The sequence below is a fragment of the uncultured Virgibacillus sp. genome, assembly GCF_947495635.1.
Classification (GTDB): domain Bacteria; phylum Bacillota; class Bacilli; order Bacillales; family Amphibacillaceae; genus Virgibacillus; species Virgibacillus salarius.
The window spans coordinates 1-20,472 of sequence record NZ_CANMAB010000015.1 but is presented as its reverse complement, the minus strand read 5'-3'; the positions used below and the strand labels follow the sequence as shown (position 1 = coordinate 20,472).

15 protein-coding genes and 2 pseudogenes are annotated in these 20,472 nt (G+C 38.0%); 7 read left to right on the top strand and 10 right to left on the bottom strand.

The features are described 5' to 3' along the window. Positions 1 to 40: 40 nt before the first annotated feature. Complete coding sequence (celB, locus tag Q1A47_RS05380) at positions 41 to 1,330, bottom strand: PTS cellobiose transporter subunit IIC (protein ID WP_166530222.1); 1,290 nt, start codon at positions 1,328 to 1,330, stop codon at positions 41 to 43. A 14-nt stretch (positions 1,331 to 1,344) separates the two neighbouring features. Then, positions 1,345 to 1,659, bottom strand: coding sequence for a PTS sugar transporter subunit IIB (locus Q1A47_RS05375; RefSeq protein WP_026682577.1), 315 nt, complete (start codon positions 1,657 to 1,659; stop codon positions 1,345 to 1,347). Positions 1,660 to 1,989: 330 nt separating this feature from the next. Here Q1A47_RS05375 and Q1A47_RS05370 point away from each other — a divergent pair. The 3 genes and pseudogenes from Q1A47_RS05370 to Q1A47_RS05360 form a co-directional block, all read left to right on the top strand. Further along, a pseudogene (locus tag Q1A47_RS05370) lies at positions 1,990 to 2,278 on the top strand (DUF6262 family protein); the annotation flags it as partial. Between the two features lie 419 nt (positions 2,279 to 2,697). Further along, a complete protein-coding gene (locus Q1A47_RS05365; RefSeq protein WP_166530221.1) occupies positions 2,698 to 3,711 on the top strand; it encodes an AraC family transcriptional regulator in 1,014 nt (337 codons plus the stop codon). Between the two features lie 127 nt (positions 3,712 to 3,838). Beyond that, on the top strand, positions 3,839 to 4,633 hold the full coding sequence (locus Q1A47_RS05360) for an SDR family NAD(P)-dependent oxidoreductase (RefSeq protein WP_166530220.1): 795 nt from the start codon (positions 3,839 to 3,841) through the stop codon (positions 4,631 to 4,633). Positions 4,634 to 4,989: 356 nt separating this feature from the next. Here Q1A47_RS05360 and Q1A47_RS05355 read toward each other — a convergent pair. Further along, a pseudogene (locus Q1A47_RS05355) lies at positions 4,990 to 6,516 on the bottom strand (S8 family serine peptidase); the annotation flags it as partial. Positions 6,517 to 7,069: 553 nt separating this feature from the next. Here Q1A47_RS05355 and Q1A47_RS05350 point away from each other — a divergent pair. From Q1A47_RS05350 to Q1A47_RS05335, 4 genes are all read left to right on the top strand, one after another. Beyond that, positions 7,070 to 8,464, top strand: a complete 1,395-nt coding sequence (locus tag Q1A47_RS05350) for an NAD-dependent succinate-semialdehyde dehydrogenase (RefSeq protein WP_026679745.1) — start codon at positions 7,070 to 7,072, stop codon at positions 8,462 to 8,464. A 425-nt stretch (positions 8,465 to 8,889) separates the two neighbouring features. Further along, a complete protein-coding gene (locus tag Q1A47_RS05345; protein ID WP_026679746.1) occupies positions 8,890 to 9,969 on the top strand; it encodes an MBL fold metallo-hydrolase in 1,080 nt (359 codons plus the stop codon). Continuing rightward, positions 9,966 to 10,226, top strand: coding sequence for a DUF3006 domain-containing protein (locus Q1A47_RS05340; protein WP_026679747.1), 261 nt, complete (start codon positions 9,966 to 9,968; stop codon positions 10,224 to 10,226). The genes Q1A47_RS05345 and Q1A47_RS05340 overlap by 4 nt, the downstream gene beginning before the upstream one ends. A gap of 146 nt (positions 10,227 to 10,372) precedes the next feature. Further along, positions 10,373 to 10,525: a hypothetical protein gene (locus Q1A47_RS05335; RefSeq protein WP_299631034.1), complete on the top strand. Its 153-nt coding sequence runs from the start codon at positions 10,373 to 10,375 to the stop codon at positions 10,523 to 10,525. On the opposite strand, the gene Q1A47_RS05330 is transcribed toward Q1A47_RS05335, so the two are convergent. The 7 genes from Q1A47_RS05330 to Q1A47_RS05300 all read right to left on the bottom strand — a co-directional run bounded on the left by Q1A47_RS05330 (position 10,522) and on the right by Q1A47_RS05300 (position 20,174). Next, complete coding sequence (locus tag Q1A47_RS05330; RefSeq protein WP_299631033.1) at positions 10,522 to 12,375, bottom strand: DUF1343 domain-containing protein; 1,854 nt, start codon at positions 12,373 to 12,375, stop codon at positions 10,522 to 10,524. The genes Q1A47_RS05335 and Q1A47_RS05330 overlap by 4 nt on opposite strands. Before the next feature lie 53 nt (positions 12,376 to 12,428). Then, the gene (gene celB, locus Q1A47_RS05325) at positions 12,429 to 13,694 is read right to left on the bottom strand and encodes a PTS cellobiose transporter subunit IIC (RefSeq protein ID WP_121603728.1); all 1,266 of its coding nucleotides are present in this window, start codon (positions 13,692 to 13,694) and stop codon (positions 12,429 to 12,431) included. Between the two features lie 17 nt (positions 13,695 to 13,711). Beyond that, positions 13,712 to 14,014: a PTS sugar transporter subunit IIB gene (locus tag Q1A47_RS05320; protein WP_026679749.1), complete on the bottom strand. Its 303-nt coding sequence runs from the start codon at positions 14,012 to 14,014 to the stop codon at positions 13,712 to 13,714. Further along, the gene (locus tag Q1A47_RS05315) at positions 14,011 to 15,330 is read right to left on the bottom strand and encodes a 6-phospho-beta-glucosidase (protein ID WP_121603729.1); all 1,320 of its coding nucleotides are present in this window, start codon (positions 15,328 to 15,330) and stop codon (positions 14,011 to 14,013) included. Before Q1A47_RS05315 ends, Q1A47_RS05320 begins: the two co-directional genes overlap by 4 nt. 290 nt (positions 15,331 to 15,620) lie before the next feature. After that, positions 15,621 to 17,669 carry a glucose-specific PTS transporter subunit IIBC gene (gene ptsG / locus Q1A47_RS05310; protein ID WP_026679751.1) on the bottom strand — a complete coding sequence of 683 codons (2,049 nt, stop codon included), beginning with the start codon at positions 17,667 to 17,669 and terminating at the stop codon, positions 15,621 to 15,623. Between the two features lie 340 nt (positions 17,670 to 18,009). After that, positions 18,010 to 18,852 (bottom strand): glucose PTS transporter transcription antiterminator GlcT, encoded by an 843-nt coding sequence (locus Q1A47_RS05305; protein WP_026679752.1) that lies wholly within the window; start codon positions 18,850 to 18,852, stop codon positions 18,010 to 18,012. Positions 18,853 to 19,079: 227 nt separating this feature from the next. After that, positions 19,080 to 20,174, bottom strand: a complete 1,095-nt coding sequence (locus Q1A47_RS05300; protein WP_166530218.1) for a nitric oxide synthase oxygenase — start codon at positions 20,172 to 20,174, stop codon at positions 19,080 to 19,082. Positions 20,175 to 20,472: the final 298 nt, after the last annotated feature.

Here is a 20,472-nt window from a genome sequence, read left to right as displayed (position 1 = left end):
TTTTCACCTCTTAAGACTGCTTAAAATACTGTTATTATGATTAGCTTTTCTTTACCTTCGTTTCTTTTTCATAGTAACTCTTGTCCATAATCTTTAAGAATGGCCACCAAATCGCAATTACTATAACTAAATTTACTGCCTGTAGTACCCCTCCTTGCCATGCATTACCTGTTGCTAAAAATCCATTTAAAATAACTGGTGTTGTCCATGGGACAATTACCCCAGCAGGTGGCGGAACTAATCCAGTCGACATAGCAAAATATGTAATAATGGTAACTACAACTGGAGCAACAAGCCATGGAATAATAATTAATGGATTCATGATAATCGGTAAGCCAAAGATAATAGGCTCGTTTACATTAAATACCCCGGCAGGTGCACCAAGCTTACCTAATTCCTTCAATTGTCTACTTCTACCAATTAGAAATATTAGAATGATAACAGCTAACGTCATGCCTGATCCTCCCATACCAACAAGGAAAGAGTCGACAAATTGCTTCGTCACAATGTTTGGTAATTCAGTCCCCGCCTGAAACGCTGATAAATTTTGATCATTTAATGCATACCAGATTGGATCAAATACTGAATTCACAATGATTTGGCCATGTAATCCAAAGAACCAGAAAACCTGAATCAACAGTACCGCAACAATAGTTGCTGGCAATCCACTACCAAGTTCAGTTAATGGTTGTTGGATTATAGTATAAATAAAATTCTGTACTGTCTCAAAATTGGTGTAACTAAATAGAATGCGGACTATTAAAAAAATGGATAATGTTAGGGTAATCGGAATTAATGCACTAAATGATTTTGACACTGCCCCCGGAACCCCAGCTGGCATTTTAATTGTCCAATCTTTTTGTACGAAGAAACGATATAACTCAGCTGAAATAAATGCAGTAAAGATACCAAGAAACATTCCTTGGGCTCCTAGACTTGCTGTAGGAATAACTCCAGATACTCCTTCTAATACCTGTGGCGTTAATATCAAGAAAGCTGCTAGTGCAACTACACCGCCATAAATAGCCTCCCCTTCGTAATGCTCTGTTAACTTATAACCAATCCCAACGATTACAAATAATCCCATTATGCTTAAGGTGGCAGCTGAAGCTGGTCCTAATGCATTTTGGTATGCCTTATAGGCTTCCTCACTAATCATACTATCGAGGAAGGGAAAATTTGCAATAACAACAAATATAGAACCAAAAATAATAAGTGGTAACGCAACCATAAATCCGTCACGTAAAGCGGATAAGTAACGGTTATTGTTTAACTTATCAGCAATCGGTAATAAGAAGTTCTCCAACATTTCCATAAACTTCCCATTCATCTAAATCTCCTCCTTTAACTATTTTCATTAAGCAATTCCAATGCCTTATTTAACACTGCTTCTCCGTCGATTCTTCCATAAGCAATTGGATCAATTACATCAATCGGTACATTCCATTCACTCGCCGCTTTAGAAAGTTTCTTTTTTAAAAAACGCATTTGTGGACCGATAAGTAGTACATCCGCTTTTTCCATTTCCTGCGTTATCTTATCTTGTGCCACAGCCCATATCTGAACCTCCATTTCCGTTTCAGATGCTATTTCTTCCATTTTTGCTACTAATAAACTCGTAGACATACCAGCTGAACATGCTAGAACAATATTTTTCATGGAAAATCCCTCCTAAGTTGATGTTTGTTAACTTATCTATAAGTTTAAACGAATACAAACAGCAACTACACCTATACTTTTTCCGTCATGAAACGGAAATAATTAAGCGCTTACACGTGATTACATAGCACCTCACCAGCTGTTTACCTCCCTTCATATAAGAATAACCTCCGTGTTTTCACGAATTTTGGAACGATATTACGTTATGAAATGGTTTTATGGACGTCTTGATCGCTTAAGAAGAGAACTAGAACGAAAAGGAAAAAGCGGTGCTTAAACATGGGTGATTATGATCGCATGGAACATTGAATACACGTAAAAAAGGGGGGTGAAGCGATTCAAAGACTCATCCGAGCCAATGAAAATGTTAATTTCAATAGTGTTGCAGAGGAAGCAGGTGTAGCAAAAGCAACATTGTACAACAATCCTGAAATTCGTGAGAAAATTGGATTATTAAGGAAGCGGAACTCGCAAATGCCAACACCAAACAATTAAAACGAGTAATGAATGGAAGCAATAAAAATGCCATTATAGATTCACTAAACGGAAAATCGAGAAACTAGAAGATGATAACCAACAACTACAAAAGCAGTTAAATGTAGCTTATGGGAAGGTGTAAGTTCTACTTTTTTAAAACTATTTAGGTTGAAGTAACGATACCAACAAAACATTCTCATACTATTTGGCAAACAGGCCAGATTGTAAATGATAGACATATTGAATACTGGATAAATTAATTTAATGCTAAGATCAATTTAAGCCCAAGATTATAGTGAGTGACTTTCTGATTGGGTAGGTACAAATAACAAAAACACTAAAACATATTTAAACCGCTTAGGTAAATAGGATTATTTAGATGCCTTTTAATAGTACCTATTACTAACAGATTTATTCGACGTAGTTGGCTAGTAAAATGTCACCCTTTGCTAGTTACAATGCTAGATTGAATAGGTATTATAATATCTGTCCCATTAACTAGGCAGAACACAATCACAAGCAAAACTAGTGAATGTTTAGATAGCTAAAGGAGGACCCTTTATGAAGTCTTATACTCGTATTAAAATCCCGGCAGGATTTTGGGCAGGCATACATCAATTAGGGATTGCCCCCCACGACGTGGCTCGAAAAGCACGACTACCGCTCACCATTATTACTGACCCAGTTGTCACTACCGATCAATATTTCGCGATTTGGCAGGCTTATTCGGATCTCATTGATGACACTGCCAAAGGAATTATCAAGCTTATGACCGTCTTTGAAACAGCGCATTATCCACCCACAGTATTAGCGACTTACCATGCTCGTGACTACCGTGACGCTCTAAAACGAATGGCACGGTACAAACAGATGTGTCCCCCTGAAAGCTTACATATCACCGAGGGAGGTGAGAAATGTACAATTGAACTAGATTGGTTGTATACCGAGCAACCAGGTCCACCGATGCTGGTGGGAATCACTCTGGCATTTCTTTTGGAGCTTGGACGTCGGGGCACAGGCCAACCGTTGATGGCGAAATTTGTCGAATTTACGCACTCAATGGGCGACCTACAGGCACTTGAAGCTTACTTCGGCTGCCATATCCGGATTGGCGCAAATTGTAACAGGTTGACGCTACATCGAAGAGATCTAGACCTCCCTTTTGTCTCGTACAACGAAGAGTTGCTGGAGATTCTGACACCCGTATTAGACAAATCGTTGGATGAGCAGCAACGCAGTCGCTCAATCACCGAAATGGTCAAGTGGATTATGAAACGTAACCTAACAGGAGGGCGCCCTGACATTCAGACTGTCGCAAGCGAGTTTGGGATGAGCGATCGTACCTTGCAGCGACGTCTTACTGACGAAGGCACGAACTTCAAGCATCTTTTGACACAAGTCCGACATGAGTTAGCTCGAGAGTACCTCGCAGATCCCTCGTTCGATATTAAAGAAGTAGCCTTCATGATTGGATATGAAGACCAGAACTCGTTTTACCGCGCCTTCCGCATTTGGGAAGGTGATACTCCCTTAAATTGGCGTACTGAACAATTAGGTACAAACTCAAGAAATTAACTTTGTCTTAAAATAAATTTTTTAACACTATATTAAAAAAGAATAACCTAATTATTACCCCAAAGTGTAGAAGCGCGTTTATTTTAACTTATTATCATAAAAGATAAATGAAATGGAGAAATGTATTATGGATATGGGATTAAACAATAAAACAGCTTTAGTTACAGGATCAACGAAAGGTATAGGTAAAGCAATTGCCATTGAACTTGCCAAAGAAGGTGTCAATGTGCTAATTAATGGACGAAATTATGAAGAGGTAGAACGAATCGTAAATGAAATTAAATCGAATTTCCCGGCTACCTCTCCTCAAAATGCTACAGCCGATATTGTCGATATTCTACAAAGAGAAGCCTTATTTAAAAAATACCCCACTATTGATATTTTAGTTAACAATATGGGTATTTATGAGATTATGCAATATGAGGACATTGACGATGAAGCATGGGAAAAATACTTCCGTACTAATGTTCTTGCTGCAAATGGATTATCTAAGTTTTATTTACCTAAAATGTTAAAAAACGATTATGGTCGCATTATTTTTATTGCCAGTGAAGAAGCAATTATGCCTTCAGGACAAATGCCTCAGTATTGTATGACAAAATCCATGCTATTATCATTGTCAAAAAGCTTATCTAAATTAACAGTAGGAGCAGAAGTTACAGTTAATACAATCATGCCAGGACCAACACTCTCTGAAAATGTTCATCAAATAATTGAGGGTATATACTCTCATGCTGATATGACTTTTTCAGAAAAAGAGAAAGAATTTATGACTACAAACCTACCTCAATCTGAAATACAACGATTTATCAAGCCAATTGAAATAGGTAGATTAACTACATTTTTGTGTAGTCTTTATGCATCCGCATTTAAAGGTTCTCCAATCCGCATGGATGGGGGAATGGTACCGACTATTTTTTAGTATTTTTCTATTTCAAATATTGTATATAAGTTTAACAAAACGTAAAAGAATAGGATGCTCTAATACTATAGAAGGGCGCGATTGAAACAAAAGGAGGCTGAGGCCGCGACCGCGGAAAGCAAGTATATTTTCACGGTGCGGCGATGATACTCCTATTGATAACATGATTATTCGTATGTTGAGTAAAGAAGTTGTGTTTCGTCCCAGCCTCCTTATTTTATAAATTTTTCAATTTAGGTTTTGATAATCGTGGAACTGTTGAGACAGCTATTTCGATCGAATGGTTCCTAATTTTGGGCTAATTATCTCATTAGTGCTGTTCGATGATCATTTAAGAAAAACATTGATTTTTGCATTCCTAAGCTCAGAATTATCGAAGAAACAGCGTCATATGCGTTCACTAATCCATAACCATATCCATTATTCGGTGAATTTGGAAATTCGTTATCAGTTAATGGTGTGGCAGTAGCTAGTAGAGCTTCTTCTATTTCATTAACAGTTAAGCTACTATCAGCTTGTTTCATCAAAGCCACAACTGCTGAAACAGCAGGACCTGCCATTGATGTACCATTCCACCCGCCTTCATAACCATTGCCTGGAACACTAGAACGAATATTTACACCTGGTGCTGAAATATCGGGTTTAATTTCATCATAAGGGGACGGACCTTGTAATGAAAAGCTTCCTAGCGAATCATTAGAATCGGTTGCACCAGTAGCAAATGACTCTGGATAGTTTGCTGGTACCGCAATCGACTCTGGACCACCTGGATTATAGATCGACGTATTCCCTGCAGAGAATTCCGGGAATATTTCTGCTGCTCTCCAATTTCTTACAACGTCTCGATACCATTCATTAAGACCCGGACCACCTCCCCACGAATTATTTACAACATCGGGCGCCATATCAACGCGTGAATTTCCTTGTGCATCTGTAGGAGCTAAAATCCACTCCGCTGCTTCGAGAAGATCAGTATCGGTACCTCCAGTTGCTGAAAAGGCTTTTACAGCGATCCAATTTGCTCCTGGAGCAACACCTACTTGGTTTGAGCCATCTGGCTCACTACCTACCATTGTTCCAGTAACGTGTGTGCCATGACCTTGATCATCATAAGGAGCCGATTCCCCTGCTGTCGCATCAAACCAATTAAAGTCATGATTCACTTCTCCGGAAGTATTATCATAGCCTCGATATTTTTCTTGTAGCGCTGGATGATCCCATTGAACACCTGTATCTATACTAGCAACGGTTACACCTGATCCATCAAATCCCATATCCCATACTGTCGGGGCTCCAACACGCTCAACATTCCATTCGACATTCGCGATTTTTGAAGCAGGTGCTTCTGCATCTTTTGTAATTGTAGTAAACAATTGTCTTCTTTCATTTGGCAGTATCTTTTCTACCTCCGTAAAAGCTGCAAGCTTATTAGCAACTTTCTTCGTTGCTGTGACAGCCATTCCGTTTACAATATGATACGACTTAAATGTGTCTACATTTCCTTTTTCGACTTCTGCTTCAAGGAACTGCCTAACTTTCTGCTGAGAATTTAAGGATGTTTCCTTTAATTCTGTTAAAACGGCAGTTCGTTGGGTTAATTCAGCCTTCTTTGCAGATAACTGCGCTTTCTGACTAGAGGCTTTCGCCCGTTCAGCTATTTTCATAGTATCTGCTTTTTCTTTAAATTTGACTAGGAAGGTTAACTTATCATCGCCCTTAAACTCTTTAATCAACCGCTTACTGACTTTTTCTTTTACCATTCGGTTCGACATACCGTTCGACTCTGCATTCGTTACTCCAGGTACAATTAATGAAAATGTCAATAGTACTGTTGCGGCAAAGCTAAATGCTGTTCTCATTTGACGTCTACGTTTAGCTTTCATGACCATTCCTCCCATCAATTTTTGACACATTTCCAATGCAGATAAGAATCAAATCCATATAGAACACTTTGCCTCCTTTCTTCACTCATTTCGTTCTTATCTGACTATGGTGCTTTTCTGTCGTATCTAGGTTGTTACTCAATTATAGAAGATGAAAAAGGGAGAAATATGTCAAACAACGTCGAAAAAAATTCTCATTTTGAAGATTGATAGATTAGTCATAAATTTTCTTAAAATATTTCTAGGTATTTTTAAATAGATTTGCATCATAGATATCCAAATAAAGCTAGCATATTATTTGATTTTAACGTAATTACAAATTTATATCTAAATAATAATAATTTTCTATTTTTTAAGAAAAATGATAAAATAAACCTATACATCCTTCTTTATTTACCATTTCACTTTCTTAGCGAAAGAAAATAAAGACTTTGTAAGTAAATGTATAGGATTTATTATTTTAATTTATAGTTCATATGTTTTTATCGATGAATAACTAGGGAATATAATAAATATAATAGAACGTTATATTAATGAGCAAAGGAGTTTTATAATGGCTAACTCGATTATTGTTACAAACCCAGCTACTGGAGAAACTATTAAAGAAATTAAGAAACATAGCAAAGAAGAAATTCAAGCAGCGCTTAAAAAAGGACATGACTATTTCCCAAAATGGTCAAAGGTTAATGCCCATAAAAGAGCCGAATTATTAAATACGTGGGCGAAAAAAATTCGTGATGCCAAAGATGACATTGCCGAGCTGATGACACTTGAAAATGGAAAACCATTAAAAGAATCCTCTGGTGAAGTAGAATATGCTGCAAGCTATATTGATTGGTACGCAGAAGAAGCAAAGCGAATATATGGTAGGACCATTCCAGCAAATACGGAGTCCAAACGCATTATTATTAGTAAACAACCCGTTGGTTTAGTCGCCGCGATCACTCCTTGGAATTTTCCAGCAGCCATGATGACTCGTAAAGCTGCGCCAGCACTTGCTGCAGGTTGTACATTCATTGTTAAGCCAGCCTCTGAAACACCATTGACTGGCATACGAATTATTGAATTAGCTCATGAAGCTGGCATCCCAGAAGAAGCAATTCAATACGTTTCTGGTTCTGGTAGTATAATTGGTGACCTATTTACCAACAGCGACTATGTACGAAAAATAACATTTACTGGATCTACATCTGTTGGAAAAGAATTAATAAAAAACAGTGCCGATACAGTAAAGCATGTAACGATGGAGCTTGGTGGACATGCACCATTGATTGTAGCCAAGGATGCTGATATCGAGCTAGCAGCCAAACAAACAGTAGCTACGAAATTCCGTAATGCTGGTCAGACCTGTGTTTGTGCAAACAGAATCATTGTTCATGAAGATGTCGTTGACAAATTCGCTGAAAAGTTTGTTGCAGAAGTAAAGCAGCTTCAAGTAGGAAATGGATTACATGAAGGTGTTGATATCGGCCCAATCATTAATCAAGGTGGCTATGAAAAAATCATTTCTCACATTACTGATGCCAAAGAAAAGGGTGCACAAGTACTGTTAGGAGATCAATTTGATGCAAATGACGACAAAGGATACTACTTTGTTCATCCAACTGTACTTAAAAATGTAACTGAAGAAATGGATATTATGCACGAAGAAACATTTGGTCCTGTTGCTCCAATAACCACGTTTACAGAAATAGATGAAGCTGTAGCGATGGCGAATCACACACCGTTTGGTCTTGCTGCCTACTTCTTTACTAATGACTATCGCACTGGCACATATCTTCATGAACATTTAGACTATGGAATTATTGGCTGGAATGATGGTGGACCATCAGCGGCACATGCCCCATTTGGTGGAATGAAAGAGAGTGGACTAGGACGTGAAGGCGGCTTAGAAGGAATCGAACCTTATTTAGAAACTAAATACCTGTCTATTGGAAACTTAAATTAAAGCTTTCGCTTGAACAGCGCTTATCAATTATGTTGCTCCATCTGTAAAGCATCTCTAGATACTAGCTGATTCTCATTATATGTAAGGCTCTCTCACTTAGCAGCAGTTGCTAAACGGAAGAGAGCCTTTGCTTATCTGATACACGTAAACAAGATAACGAAGGAATCATCCAAAGACTGAGAACCAACTGCAAATCTCTCTGATTATTTGTTGTATCTATATTGATAACCCTTTTTAGATCGTGGAGATAACTTCCTCGCTCTAATAGCCTTGTGACATCAGAACAATTATGATGACTGTTTAATTTAGTCACTTCACCCCCCTATTTTCACTCAGAATATTTAGTTATTATAGCCGCTATTCTTTCCTTTTCCTTTCGATACCAACTTATAATACTATTAAGGTAAAGAAGGGGGACATGTTACATGAAGCGTCATTGGCTGTTTTTGATTATCATTGGATTATTTTGCTTCGTAACGGCTTGTGGTAAATCACCCACACAATCAGATAGTGTTGCACACTCAACGTCTTCAAATGGGCAACTGGATGTTCATTACATAGATGCTGGCCAAGCAGATGCGACGCTATTTCGCTATTCAGAGGATCAACAAACCTATACGATTTTATATGACACTGGTGATTGGAAAAGTAATGATGTAAACGAATATTTAGCGTCCCAAGCTATTAATAACATTGATTTAATCATTATTAGTCATCCAGATGCTGATCATATTGGACAATTAGCAGAAATCCTTCAAACATACGAAACAGAGGAAGTATGGATGAGTGGTAATGAAAGCTCTTCTCAAACCTTTCAAAAAGCTTTAGAAGCAGTAATTGATAGTGGCGCTAACTATGAAGAACCTCGAGTAGGAGAGCAGTTTGTAATCGGGCCATTGGAAATCGACATCCTCTATCCTAAAGAAATCACAGGTGAAGCAAATAAAGAGTCTCTTTCCGTTCGATTATCATATGATCAAATGCGTTTTTTGTTTACAGGGGATGCAGGTAAAGCAGAGGAAAGAGAAATGCTTACGATGAATGATTCGATCGATGCGGATTTTCTCCAGCTTGGACACCACGGTTCCAATACATCTACCGCAGCTGAATTTGTAGAAGCAGTTAATCCACAAGTAGCTATTTATAGTGCAGGAAAGGATAATAATTATGGACACCCACATAAAGAAACAATAAAAAAAATCAAAAATGCTGGAATTGACTTATATGGTACAGATAATGATGGTACCATTATCATAACTACAAATGGAACAGAATATCAAATTTCTACGGAAAAAGGGAAAGATGAATGTATTGCCATTAACCAAGCTTCACATGATGACTTACAAAATATTATTCATATTGGCTCAGAGCGGGCAACTGCATTAATTGACTTACGACCGTATCAATCACTAAATGATTTGACAAAGATAAAAGGTATCAGTACTGCAACATTAGATGATATAAAAAAACAAGGATTAGCCTGTATGAAAGGAGCCGACAAATGAAAGGTGTCTTAGATCGCTTTGAAGATAATGAAAAAGCAGTCATCTTAGTGGAAGATAAACAAAAGGAAATTCTTATCGCTAAAAACCTGCTTCCAAAGGGAAGTGAAGTAGATACCTGTTTTGACATTACTGCTAAAGATGGAAAATATCAATTAGAAATAGACAAGGAATGTACAAAACACCAAGCAGAGAAGATATCAGAGCGCTTGGGAAAACTTCGCCAACAAAGGTCAGATAGTAAATTTAGAAAGAAATAGCGACCACAAAAACAGGGATTTAATTATCCCTGTTTTTACATGCCAATATGTTATTTGTAGCAGTATTTTATGAATCAAAACAGAAGTATCTGCTACTCTATCTATAAAGTGAAACTTTAGTAGGGATTTTGTTTATCCTCCACTGATTGTTCGTACCCCAAGGATATGACCTAACGGCCTTGGAACCAATCGGACATTTACTGGCAGTCGATCTCCTACTTATCCATATTGGTTTCACTTTATTCCTTGAAGTGGGAATCTTACTGCCAGTTATATGCATGATAGATATGCACGGCTAATTTTCTCCATCATGCTGCAAATCTAATACGATTCGCGAAGCATATGTTGGTGTTTCTACGTTTACAGCCGTTTGTTTTACATGCAATTCTGCTGAAAAGTTTTCTCCCTCTATTTGATAATCGATGCGCTCGATCACTGGACTATTCCCAATTAAAATGCTCCCTCCTCCCTTTTCTAACTCTCCAGCTATTTCTCCATAGGGGATAGAAAATAACAGGCGGTGATCTTCTTCTTCAACAGCATAATTGCTGACTGTCTTATTTAAATCAAACACAACACGTGTATAGGAATCATGTACTCCAAAGCGAATATTTTGAACTAAAATTGCTGATATATCTATAGAACGTTCTGATTTTTGCTTTTGGTAGATTGCAATAATTTTACCAACACCATCTTTTAGCGCATGAAATTGGCTATCCTCAACATACCCTAATCCATCTGTAACTTTCCAGTTAATATCATCCGAATTTATTTCTAATTTTTCTCCATTCTTATCAAAGCCTTGTAACGATAAAGGAATGCTTTGTCCAATTGCCGCGGATAAATCTAACGGTAAGATACCAAGTACTGTTTTCCCTTTATAAGGCTTTGCACCCTTCGGATAGGGTCCATAAAGTAAGTAGTGATTTCGTACCTCAAGCTTCCATTTCATTAATTTCCTTTGCCAACTATCTATAATTTTCTCTATCGATTCATTATTTCGAATCATCGCTGGCACTTCTGGGTCACCAATAAGATTGGCGTATTTATCTGTCATCATAAATTGATCTGGGTCTTGATCACGCATCGCATCAAGAAGCTGTAATCCTAAATTTACTAAATCTATTTTCTGCCGATCAATTATGTGTACCTGTACACCACCAATGCGCTCCCCTTCATATTTACCAAACATTGGTGTGAAGTAAGCAGAACGAAAACGGACGCCATCTATGTTTCTATCATTCATTTCTTCTGCTAATTGATTCCCATTAATCCAGGGTGCACCTACAAGCTCAAATGGCTTTGTTGTTCCTAGACCAGTTGTTAATGTTGTATCATCCAATAGTTCTGTTCCTGCATATAAATAAGCTGTTTCTTGCGCTGGAATATTAGGAGAAGGTTGAATCCATGGTAACTGTGTGTCTTCAAAATGCATGAAGCGCTTCCAACCTTTCATTTTCGCTACTTTTAACGATACTCCCAAACTATATTCATGATTCCACATTGTTGCTAGTTCACCAACAGTCAGGCCGTGACGTACAGGCAAAAGAAATCTTCCCATAAAACTAACCGTGTCCGCTGAACGAAGAGGTCCCTCTACTCGTTCGCCACCAATTGGATTTGGCCGATCCAGAACAATAATCTCTTTCCCCTGTTCTGCGGCCGCTTCCATTGCAAAACCAAGTGTATAAATATAGGTATATACATTAGAACCGATATCTTGGATATCAAATAACAATACATCAATATCTTCAAGCATTTCTTCTGTCGGCTTCCATGTTGGTCCATACAGGCTGTAAACAGGTAAACCCGTCTTTTCATCTACATACGACTCAACATATTCACCCGCTTCACGGTTACCACGAATACCGTGTTCAGGACCAAAAAGTGCAGTTAGATTTACATCTGGATGTTCATACAATAAGTCAATTGAACTTTTTAAATTTCGATCAACGCCTGTTGGGTTTGTAATTAGACCTACTCGTTTTCCAGCTAACCAATTCAAATGTTCTTCTAATAAGACTTCAATACCTGGCTTTACTATTCGCTTTTCTTTACGACTCGCTTCTTTATCTGCATGAACGGTTTGCTGTTGAAATATGACAGCAAGCAATGCAATTGTCGATAAACATAATACCTTGATTTTCACCAAAACACTCCCATTTCATGAGTAATTTTTCAACCATGTAACAATACCTTGCACTATGTATCATCTGATCTAATTGATTCCTCTTCCTTTACAAGCTGGCGATCATACATTTTGAAAAACGGATAATAAATGACCATCGCTACAATAATATTTACAATCATCAATAGACCACCTCGGAAATCCCCCGTTGTTAAAACGCCTGAGAACGGGGGTGGTGTTGTCCATGGTATGATCACATATGGCTTCCCTACCAAACCAATTGACATAGAAAAATAGGTTAGGATTCCAACTGCAAGTGGTGCAAGAATAAAGGGGATAACAAGGATCGGATTCATCACGACTGGAGCACCAAAAATAACTGGTTCACTAATATTAAAGGCACTTGCCCATACTGACCCTCTTCCCAAGCTTTTTAAATGCTTGGATCGCGCGCGCCAAATAAAGAGCAGCGTCAGGGCTAAGGCCATACCAGATCCACCAACAGCCCACCAAATTGCCATAAACGGCTGGCCAACAATATGAGGCAATGCCTCACCAGCTTGATGTGCCGCAACATTTTCTTCCGTTAAGCTGTACCAAATTGGTGCCATTACACTGGCAACGACGGAGATACCATGGATGCCAAACGACCATAGTAAATGAATAAGAATAATCGCTATAATAGCTCCCCAAAAGCTTCCTCCTAATTGCTGTATAGGCTCTCTTAATACAGCACCTACGACCCCATGCAAGGACAGGTCCCAAGCGATTTTTAAAAACAAATCGACTCCCCAAACAATAGCAATAATAGCTGCACCTGGAATTAATGCTGTGAATGCCCGCCAAACAGACGGCGGGACTCCATCTGGCATACGGATGACAATATTTTTTTTCGTAAAAAAACGATACACTTCAACCGTAAATATAGCTAATAAAATTGCAATAAACAGCCCTTCACTGCCCATTAAATTTAGAGGAATATTCCCTTCTTCTGTTAGAGGTGTTGCTACAAAGAATGCTGCAACACTGAGCACACCTGCAGATAGACCGTCCAGGTTATAGCTTCTTGCTAAATGATAAGCAATCGCAAATACAGCAATCAATCCTAATAGCCCAAATGTTGCGTTTACAGGTATACTTAGAGTTGGTGTAAATGGCTTCATAAATTCTGTCCAGGATTTAACAGGCGGTGAAGAAATAATTAAAAAGATACTCCCAATGATTAGTAACGGCATCGTAGCAATAATTCCATCGCGAATTGCCCGTAAATGTCGCTGCTCAGCTAGTTTTCCAGCAACCGGCATAAAGTAATGCTCCATAAACGCTTGAAATCTCCTCATATACTCTCCCCTCCATTCTAGCGTAATAACTCCAAGGCTTGATTCAATACCTTATCTCCATCCATACTCCCATATGCTTTCATATCAATTACTGCAAGTGGTACCCCAACAGCTTTTGCTTTTGCTGATAGTTCTCTTTGTTTATATCGAATTTGTGGTCCAAGTAAGATAAGATCCGAGGTTTCAAGCTGCCCCTCTAAGTCATTAACCGAATGTGCTTCAATTTGGATGCTCACCGATCTTGCTTTAGCCGCTTTTTTCATTCTCTCTACGAGCATACTTGTACTCATCCCTAATGCACATAACAGCGTAACTTTCATACATGATCGCCTCCGAAATATAGAATTGGCTGGAAATAGGCTTCATTTGCAATTAACATATCTTGTAATAATTCATGTGCTTTCTTTGCAGATGGAATTAACGGATGAATTGTCAATGCTTGTAAAGCAGTTCCTATTTTTCTTGTTACGGCAGCCTCCACGGTTAACTCTTCATATGCCTTAACAACTTGCAATAATCCCCTTATTTGTGGAGAAACATTTCCTGTTTGAATTGGTGTAATTTGCTGATTTTCAACTATGCAATTTACTTCAATGCAGACATCATTAGGTAAACAAGAAATGGCTCCATTATTTCTAACGTTTACTGTGTGAATTTGCTTATTATCTAAATGAATTGAGGTAAGGAGGTTTACAGCCGCCTCCGAATAATAGGCACCTCCACGTTGTTCTAATGCATCAGGTTTTTCCATAGTAGATGGATCTTCATAAATCGTAAATAGCTCTTTTTCGACTTGTTGGACTTGATCAGCTCTTGTGTAGCCTTTCTTGTAATTATTTAACTGCTCAGCTAAAATTTGGTCTGTCTGATAATAGTATTTATGATAGCCGCAAGGGATGGCTCCGAGTGATTGAAGAAATATGGGATCCCATTCAAGTCCTGGAATATTCTTTGCTTCATAACTCGCAGATACACCAGCTAACACATCGTTTAATCTTGATTTTCCTTTAATATAGAAATCGGTTATCCAATTTAAATGGTTGATACCGACAAACTGGATACTTACATCCTTCATCGGAACTTGATAGTCCTTAGCAAATTTTTTATAGAAGTTTATTGGATTATTACAAAGCCCAACGACTTTAACATTGCTATGCTTCAAAATAGCTTCTGTTATAATACCTGCCGGATTAGTAAAATTGAGCAGCCATGCCTCTGGAGCTAGTTCTTCTATGTCTTCACAAATATCCAGCATTACCGGAATCGTACGCAATGCCTTCATAAAGCCGCCAGCTCCGGTTGTCTCCTGACCAATAACCCCGTGCTTGAGCGATAAATATTCATCTGATCTGCGCATGTCCAATTGCCCCACTCTAATTTGTGTAATCACATAATTAGCATCTTTTAGAGCTTCACGACGATCTAATGTTTCAACGATCTTGATAGAGCAATCAGCTTGTGCTATCATTCGTTTTGCTAAGCCTGCGATAATCATTAACTTTTCTCTTCCTTCTAAAATATCTACAAGCCAAATTTCTGAAACGGGCAATACATCGTAATTATTAATGATTCCTTCTATTAATTCCGGTGTATAAGAAGATCCTCCCCCAATGATGACAATTTTTAACGATTTCATATAATACTTCCTCTCTGTAGTAAAAGTCCTTGGTAAAGTTTATTAACGAGGGAAGTGATTTAGTAGAAGTTTCGATATTTGTTAGAGGATTGTGCGAATTGAGCAACAGCATGAAGTACGTTATCATTTTTATCATACCGTGTGCTTTTATTACAGGATTTGTGGATATGCTCATACTTGGAGTGCTCGTAATCGATTCTGACGTCGCAATCGGGAGGTAGTAAATAGAAAAATGGGCAAAATCATTCGTCGATGACTTTACCCACCACTAAACGTAGTATGTTTTTCTCTTATAGCTTCATTATATCTGTTTCTTCCTTCACTACATTTCCTGATTTTTGTAGGGTCACTTGCTCCCCTTCACTTAAATTTGTAAATACTATCGGAGTAATGATAGGCAATCCTTTACTTTGAATGAAAGAAAGATCTGCTTTTAAAATAGGTTGGCCTGCTTGAACAGCGTCACCTTCTGTAACAAGTGCTTCAAAGCCATCTCCCTTTAAATTTACTGTATCAATACCTACATGAATGAGTATTTCCTTTCCTCCTTCAGACATCATTCCAATTGCATGCTTGGTCGGAAAAACATTTACAATTTTTCCGTTCACTGGAGCAACGACGATCCCATCTTTTGGCATAATAGCAAAGCCATCTCCCATCATTTTTCCAGAAAACACTTGGTCTGGCACTTCTGTAATTGGTAGAAGCTCACCAGTCATCGGAGAAACAATTGATTCATCCTTCAGCTCATTTTGCATGGCAGCCGGATTCACTTCTTCTATTTGCTGTTTTATTTCAGCTTCTTGATTAACCTCTTCTTCCCGAGGTATTTTTCCTGAAATAATATCTTGCATTTGCCCCTTTATCGTTTCTGAACGTGGGCCAAAAATGGCTTGAATATTATTTCCAACCTCTAGTACTCCAGAAGCTCCTAGTTTTTTCAATTGCTCCTTGTCTACTTCATTGATTGAATTAACCGAGACACGCAAACGAGTAATGCAAGCATCCAGATGCGAAATGTTCTTTTCTCCACCCATTGCTGCTAATACATCATATGCAAACTCACCTGTTCTACCTTCCTTAGTTGCCGCCTCTTCTCCATCTTCCTCACGTCCTGGTGTCATTAGGTTAAATTTCTTAATGAAGAAACGGAAAATGACGTAATAGATAACTGCAAAGATCAATCCAAGTATAATCGTAATCCACCATGGTTCTTGACCTGGCAAAATTCCAAATAACGCGAAATCAATCGCCCCGCCGGAAAATGTATAACCGATATTCACACTAAATATGGTCATTAATACGAAGGATAGCCCATCTAATACGGCGTGTAAAAAGAATAGTAATGGTGATACAAACATAAATGAAAATTCAAGTGGTTCTGTTATACCTGTTAAGAATGACGTTAATGCTGCTGATCCTAATAAGCCTGCTACGAGCTTTTTCTTCTCTGGACGAGCAGCATGATACATCGCCAAAGCTGCAGCTGGCAAACCAAACATCATTATTGGAAATTCACCAGCCATGAAATTACCCGCTGTAATTTCTACACCATCTTTTAATTGGGCAAAAAATATCGTCATATCACCCCGCACCAAGTTTCCAGCCTCTGTGGTATACGAACCGAATTCATACCAGAAAGGTGCATGGAAAATATGATGTAGGCCAAACGGAATAAGTAAACGCTTTATAAAACCGAAAAAGAATACAGCGAGATAGGTTCCTTCTTCAATTAACCAATACGACGCGTCGTTCATTGCTTCTTGGACAGGTGGCCAGATGAACAGCAAAACAAACCCTGCTACAAATGACATAGCCGCGGTCGCAATCGGTACAAATCGCTTACCAGCAAAGAATCCTAAAAATGAAGGCATTTCAATATCATGATAGCGATTATAACAAAATGCGGCGATTAAACCGACAATAATTCCACCAAAAACACCAGTTTGCAATGTCGATATTCCTAAAACAGATGCGAAACTAGGGTCAGATTCAAGCATATCTGGGGTTACACCAATCCAAGACCCCATTACTTGATTCAATACTAAATAACCAACAAGTGCAGCAAGTCCAGCAGCTCCATCACTTGCTAAACCTATTGCAACACCAATTGCAAAAATTAACGGTAAGTTATCAAAAATAATTCCACCAGCATCTTCCATCACTGTAGCAACGAGCTGTATCCAATCTGCTCCTAAAAATGGCAGATATTCAAGCATTGTTTCCTGCTGTGCTGCATTACCAAAACCTAAAAGCAGACCTGCTGCTGGTAATAATGCAACTGGAAGCATGAGTGCCTTACCAACTTTTTGTAATACACCGAAAGCCTTTTTAAACATGTTTATTCCTCCCTCTCTTCAATTAATACATAAAAAGTACAACATCCTATCTGCCAACTTAAACCACCATATCCTAGTAGTTACTTTATCTTTGCTTGTCCTCTAATACATCAACCATGTTGTGGTCTTCTTTCCATCCAAAATGAAGCTATAGGTATGAGAAGTATAAGTTGAAGCTAGATTATACAAACGTAAACTTTGTACTTTCCTGTTTTGAAAAAACCAACAAAAAAAGCATGAGCAGAGATCACCAATAAGGAGATAAGGAAAAACAATTCCTTACCCTCTTATTAGTAATCTTTCCACTCATGCCTGATCGTATCAGTAACACGTAAAAGTTTTATTCATATTTTTGATATAAGCGTTGCAAATGCATCGTTAAATACACAGCTTCCGCTTCATATACTGGTTTTTTCATTGTTTGCTGCATAATTTTAACAAGCTTCCAAGCAAGATTATAGCATGTAGGGTACTCTTTTTTCAATAGAGAAGCAATTTTTTCAGGCTCTTCGATGGCCTCACCTTTTAAAACTCTCTCAATTGTATAGCGAATATGCCTTACAAGCCTAATATATTCTATACCTTCACGATCTATCGTAATCTTTAATTGATCTTCTATCATATCAATTAACTGGGTTACTAATTGCGAATATTTATTAACCTCGGATAGGTTCTTATCTGAAATGGCACTATGCACATGTAATGCAATAAAACCTATTTCACCTGCTGGCAAATTAATTTGGAGACGGTGATTAATAAATTCAACTATTTCGGAAGCAATTTCATATTCAAAAGGATAAAGTACTTTCGTTTCAGAAAGAAACGGATTTTTAATTTCTAATCCCTTCTTCAACCGATTTACTGCAAAAAGAATATGATCAGTTAGCGCAACATGTACAGCTTCATTCAGCATCTCATTCGCCCTATTCCGAATCATACCGATCGCTTGGATAATCGATTGCAGCAGATTCTCATCGATGTTTGGGAGCAGTTTTTTATATTGCTCCTGCTCTTTTTCATTTCGCAGGACAAATAACTTTTCAACTGCTTTTGCATCAATCTTTTGTTTCTTTTTATGGTGAAAACCGATACCATTTCCAATTAACACTACTTCTGATTGACGCTGGTCTAAGGCAATTAATACATTATTATTAAGAACTTTTTTCACGGTAAATGTATTCAAAGTTGTCCGTCCCCTTAAATCGGTATTTTTGCAGTGTGTTTGATTATAACATGTTTCATCTTTAGGAAAAACTATCTAGCAGGGGTATAAAAGATTATGAATGAAGTTTCCAATAAAAGGGTAGTAAATAACGATGTTAATTGGATCACACGTTAAAGTTTATGAATCATTAGCAAGGAAAAAAAAGCATCCAAATTCTAGCTGATAATCCGGATGCCTTTTTACACTTATTCCCAAAACCTGTCTTGGTAAAAATAGTTAGGTTTCTTTGTTGTATTATCGTATGGTTTATGAAAAATATGTGTAGTTGCAGGTGACAGTGGAGGAATAAGCCATGCCCATTTACCAGTCACGCTTCTTCCATGTTTAGCTTCTTGCTTCTCAAATATTTCAAATTGCTTCGCCGCTGTATGATGATCGACAATCGAAACACCTGCTTTTTTATAGGACGAAAGAACAGCAGCATTTAATTCTACCAGTGCACGATCTTTCCATAATGTACTTAAGTGCTTTGTATTTAACCCCAATTGACTTGCAACAAGCGGAAGAAAATTATAACGATCTTCATCTGCAAAATTTCTTGCACCAATTTCAGTACCCATATACCAACCATTGAAAGGTGAAGCCACATAGCTTAAACCACCGATCTCCAAACGCATATCAGAAATAATAGGAACTGCATACCATTTAACTTCTCTTCCAGCAAAGATGTCAATGGTTGGATGCTGGATAGGTACCTCAATAACTACATCATCTGGGATTTCCTGCCACTTTGGAGGTTGATCGTTCACTTGAACTACCAATGGTAACAAATCAAAATGTGTACCTTTCCCTTCCCAGCCTAGCTTTTGGCATACCTTGGTAAACTCTATTGAAGCAGGATCTCCAACAATTCCTTCATCCGTTTCATAGCCTGCATACCGCAGCAGCTGATGATTCCAAATCTTTACTGGACTAGCTCCGGATTGAATCACCTCGGGTTGAAAAATGGTAATCATTGGTTTAACTTTACCACCGTTCGTTGCTTTCTTTATATGGTCAATAAGATAAGCAAACACTTCTTCATTTGTTGTTGCCTTTCTTGCATCAATGACGTCCATTCGTTCCCAAAATAAGCGGCCAATACAACGATTGGAATTACGCCAAGCCAATTTAGCACCGTACATAAGCTCGTCATAAGTATGTTGGTACGTACCATACACATCTATTTCTCGTTTTACCGCCTCACACCTGTTTTTAAAATCGGTAAATGCTGTCTCTAATTCCTGATGATACTGTGTAAGATAAGCCTCTGCTTCTTCCCAAAGTTTTAGTTTATTCATTTCCGTATGCCTCCGACTTTTGTCTCTATTCAGTCTACCAAATCTCTATCTATTTTGTGTGACAAAGTAGGAACAATCCATTTAAAATGTGTATCATTTCTAATGTAAGCAAAACCTTTTCTCCATATATCTTTTAAGGGAAACAAGCGAAAGATTAATTTGACATGATATGAGAGGAAATTAAAAAAACTGAGCAAAATTCGCTCAGTCCTTATCACCAAATGCTCAGATTTACGCTTCCTCTAGTAGCTATTATGGAATAATAGCTACTGCTTGCTTGACCACCACTCCGGCTGCC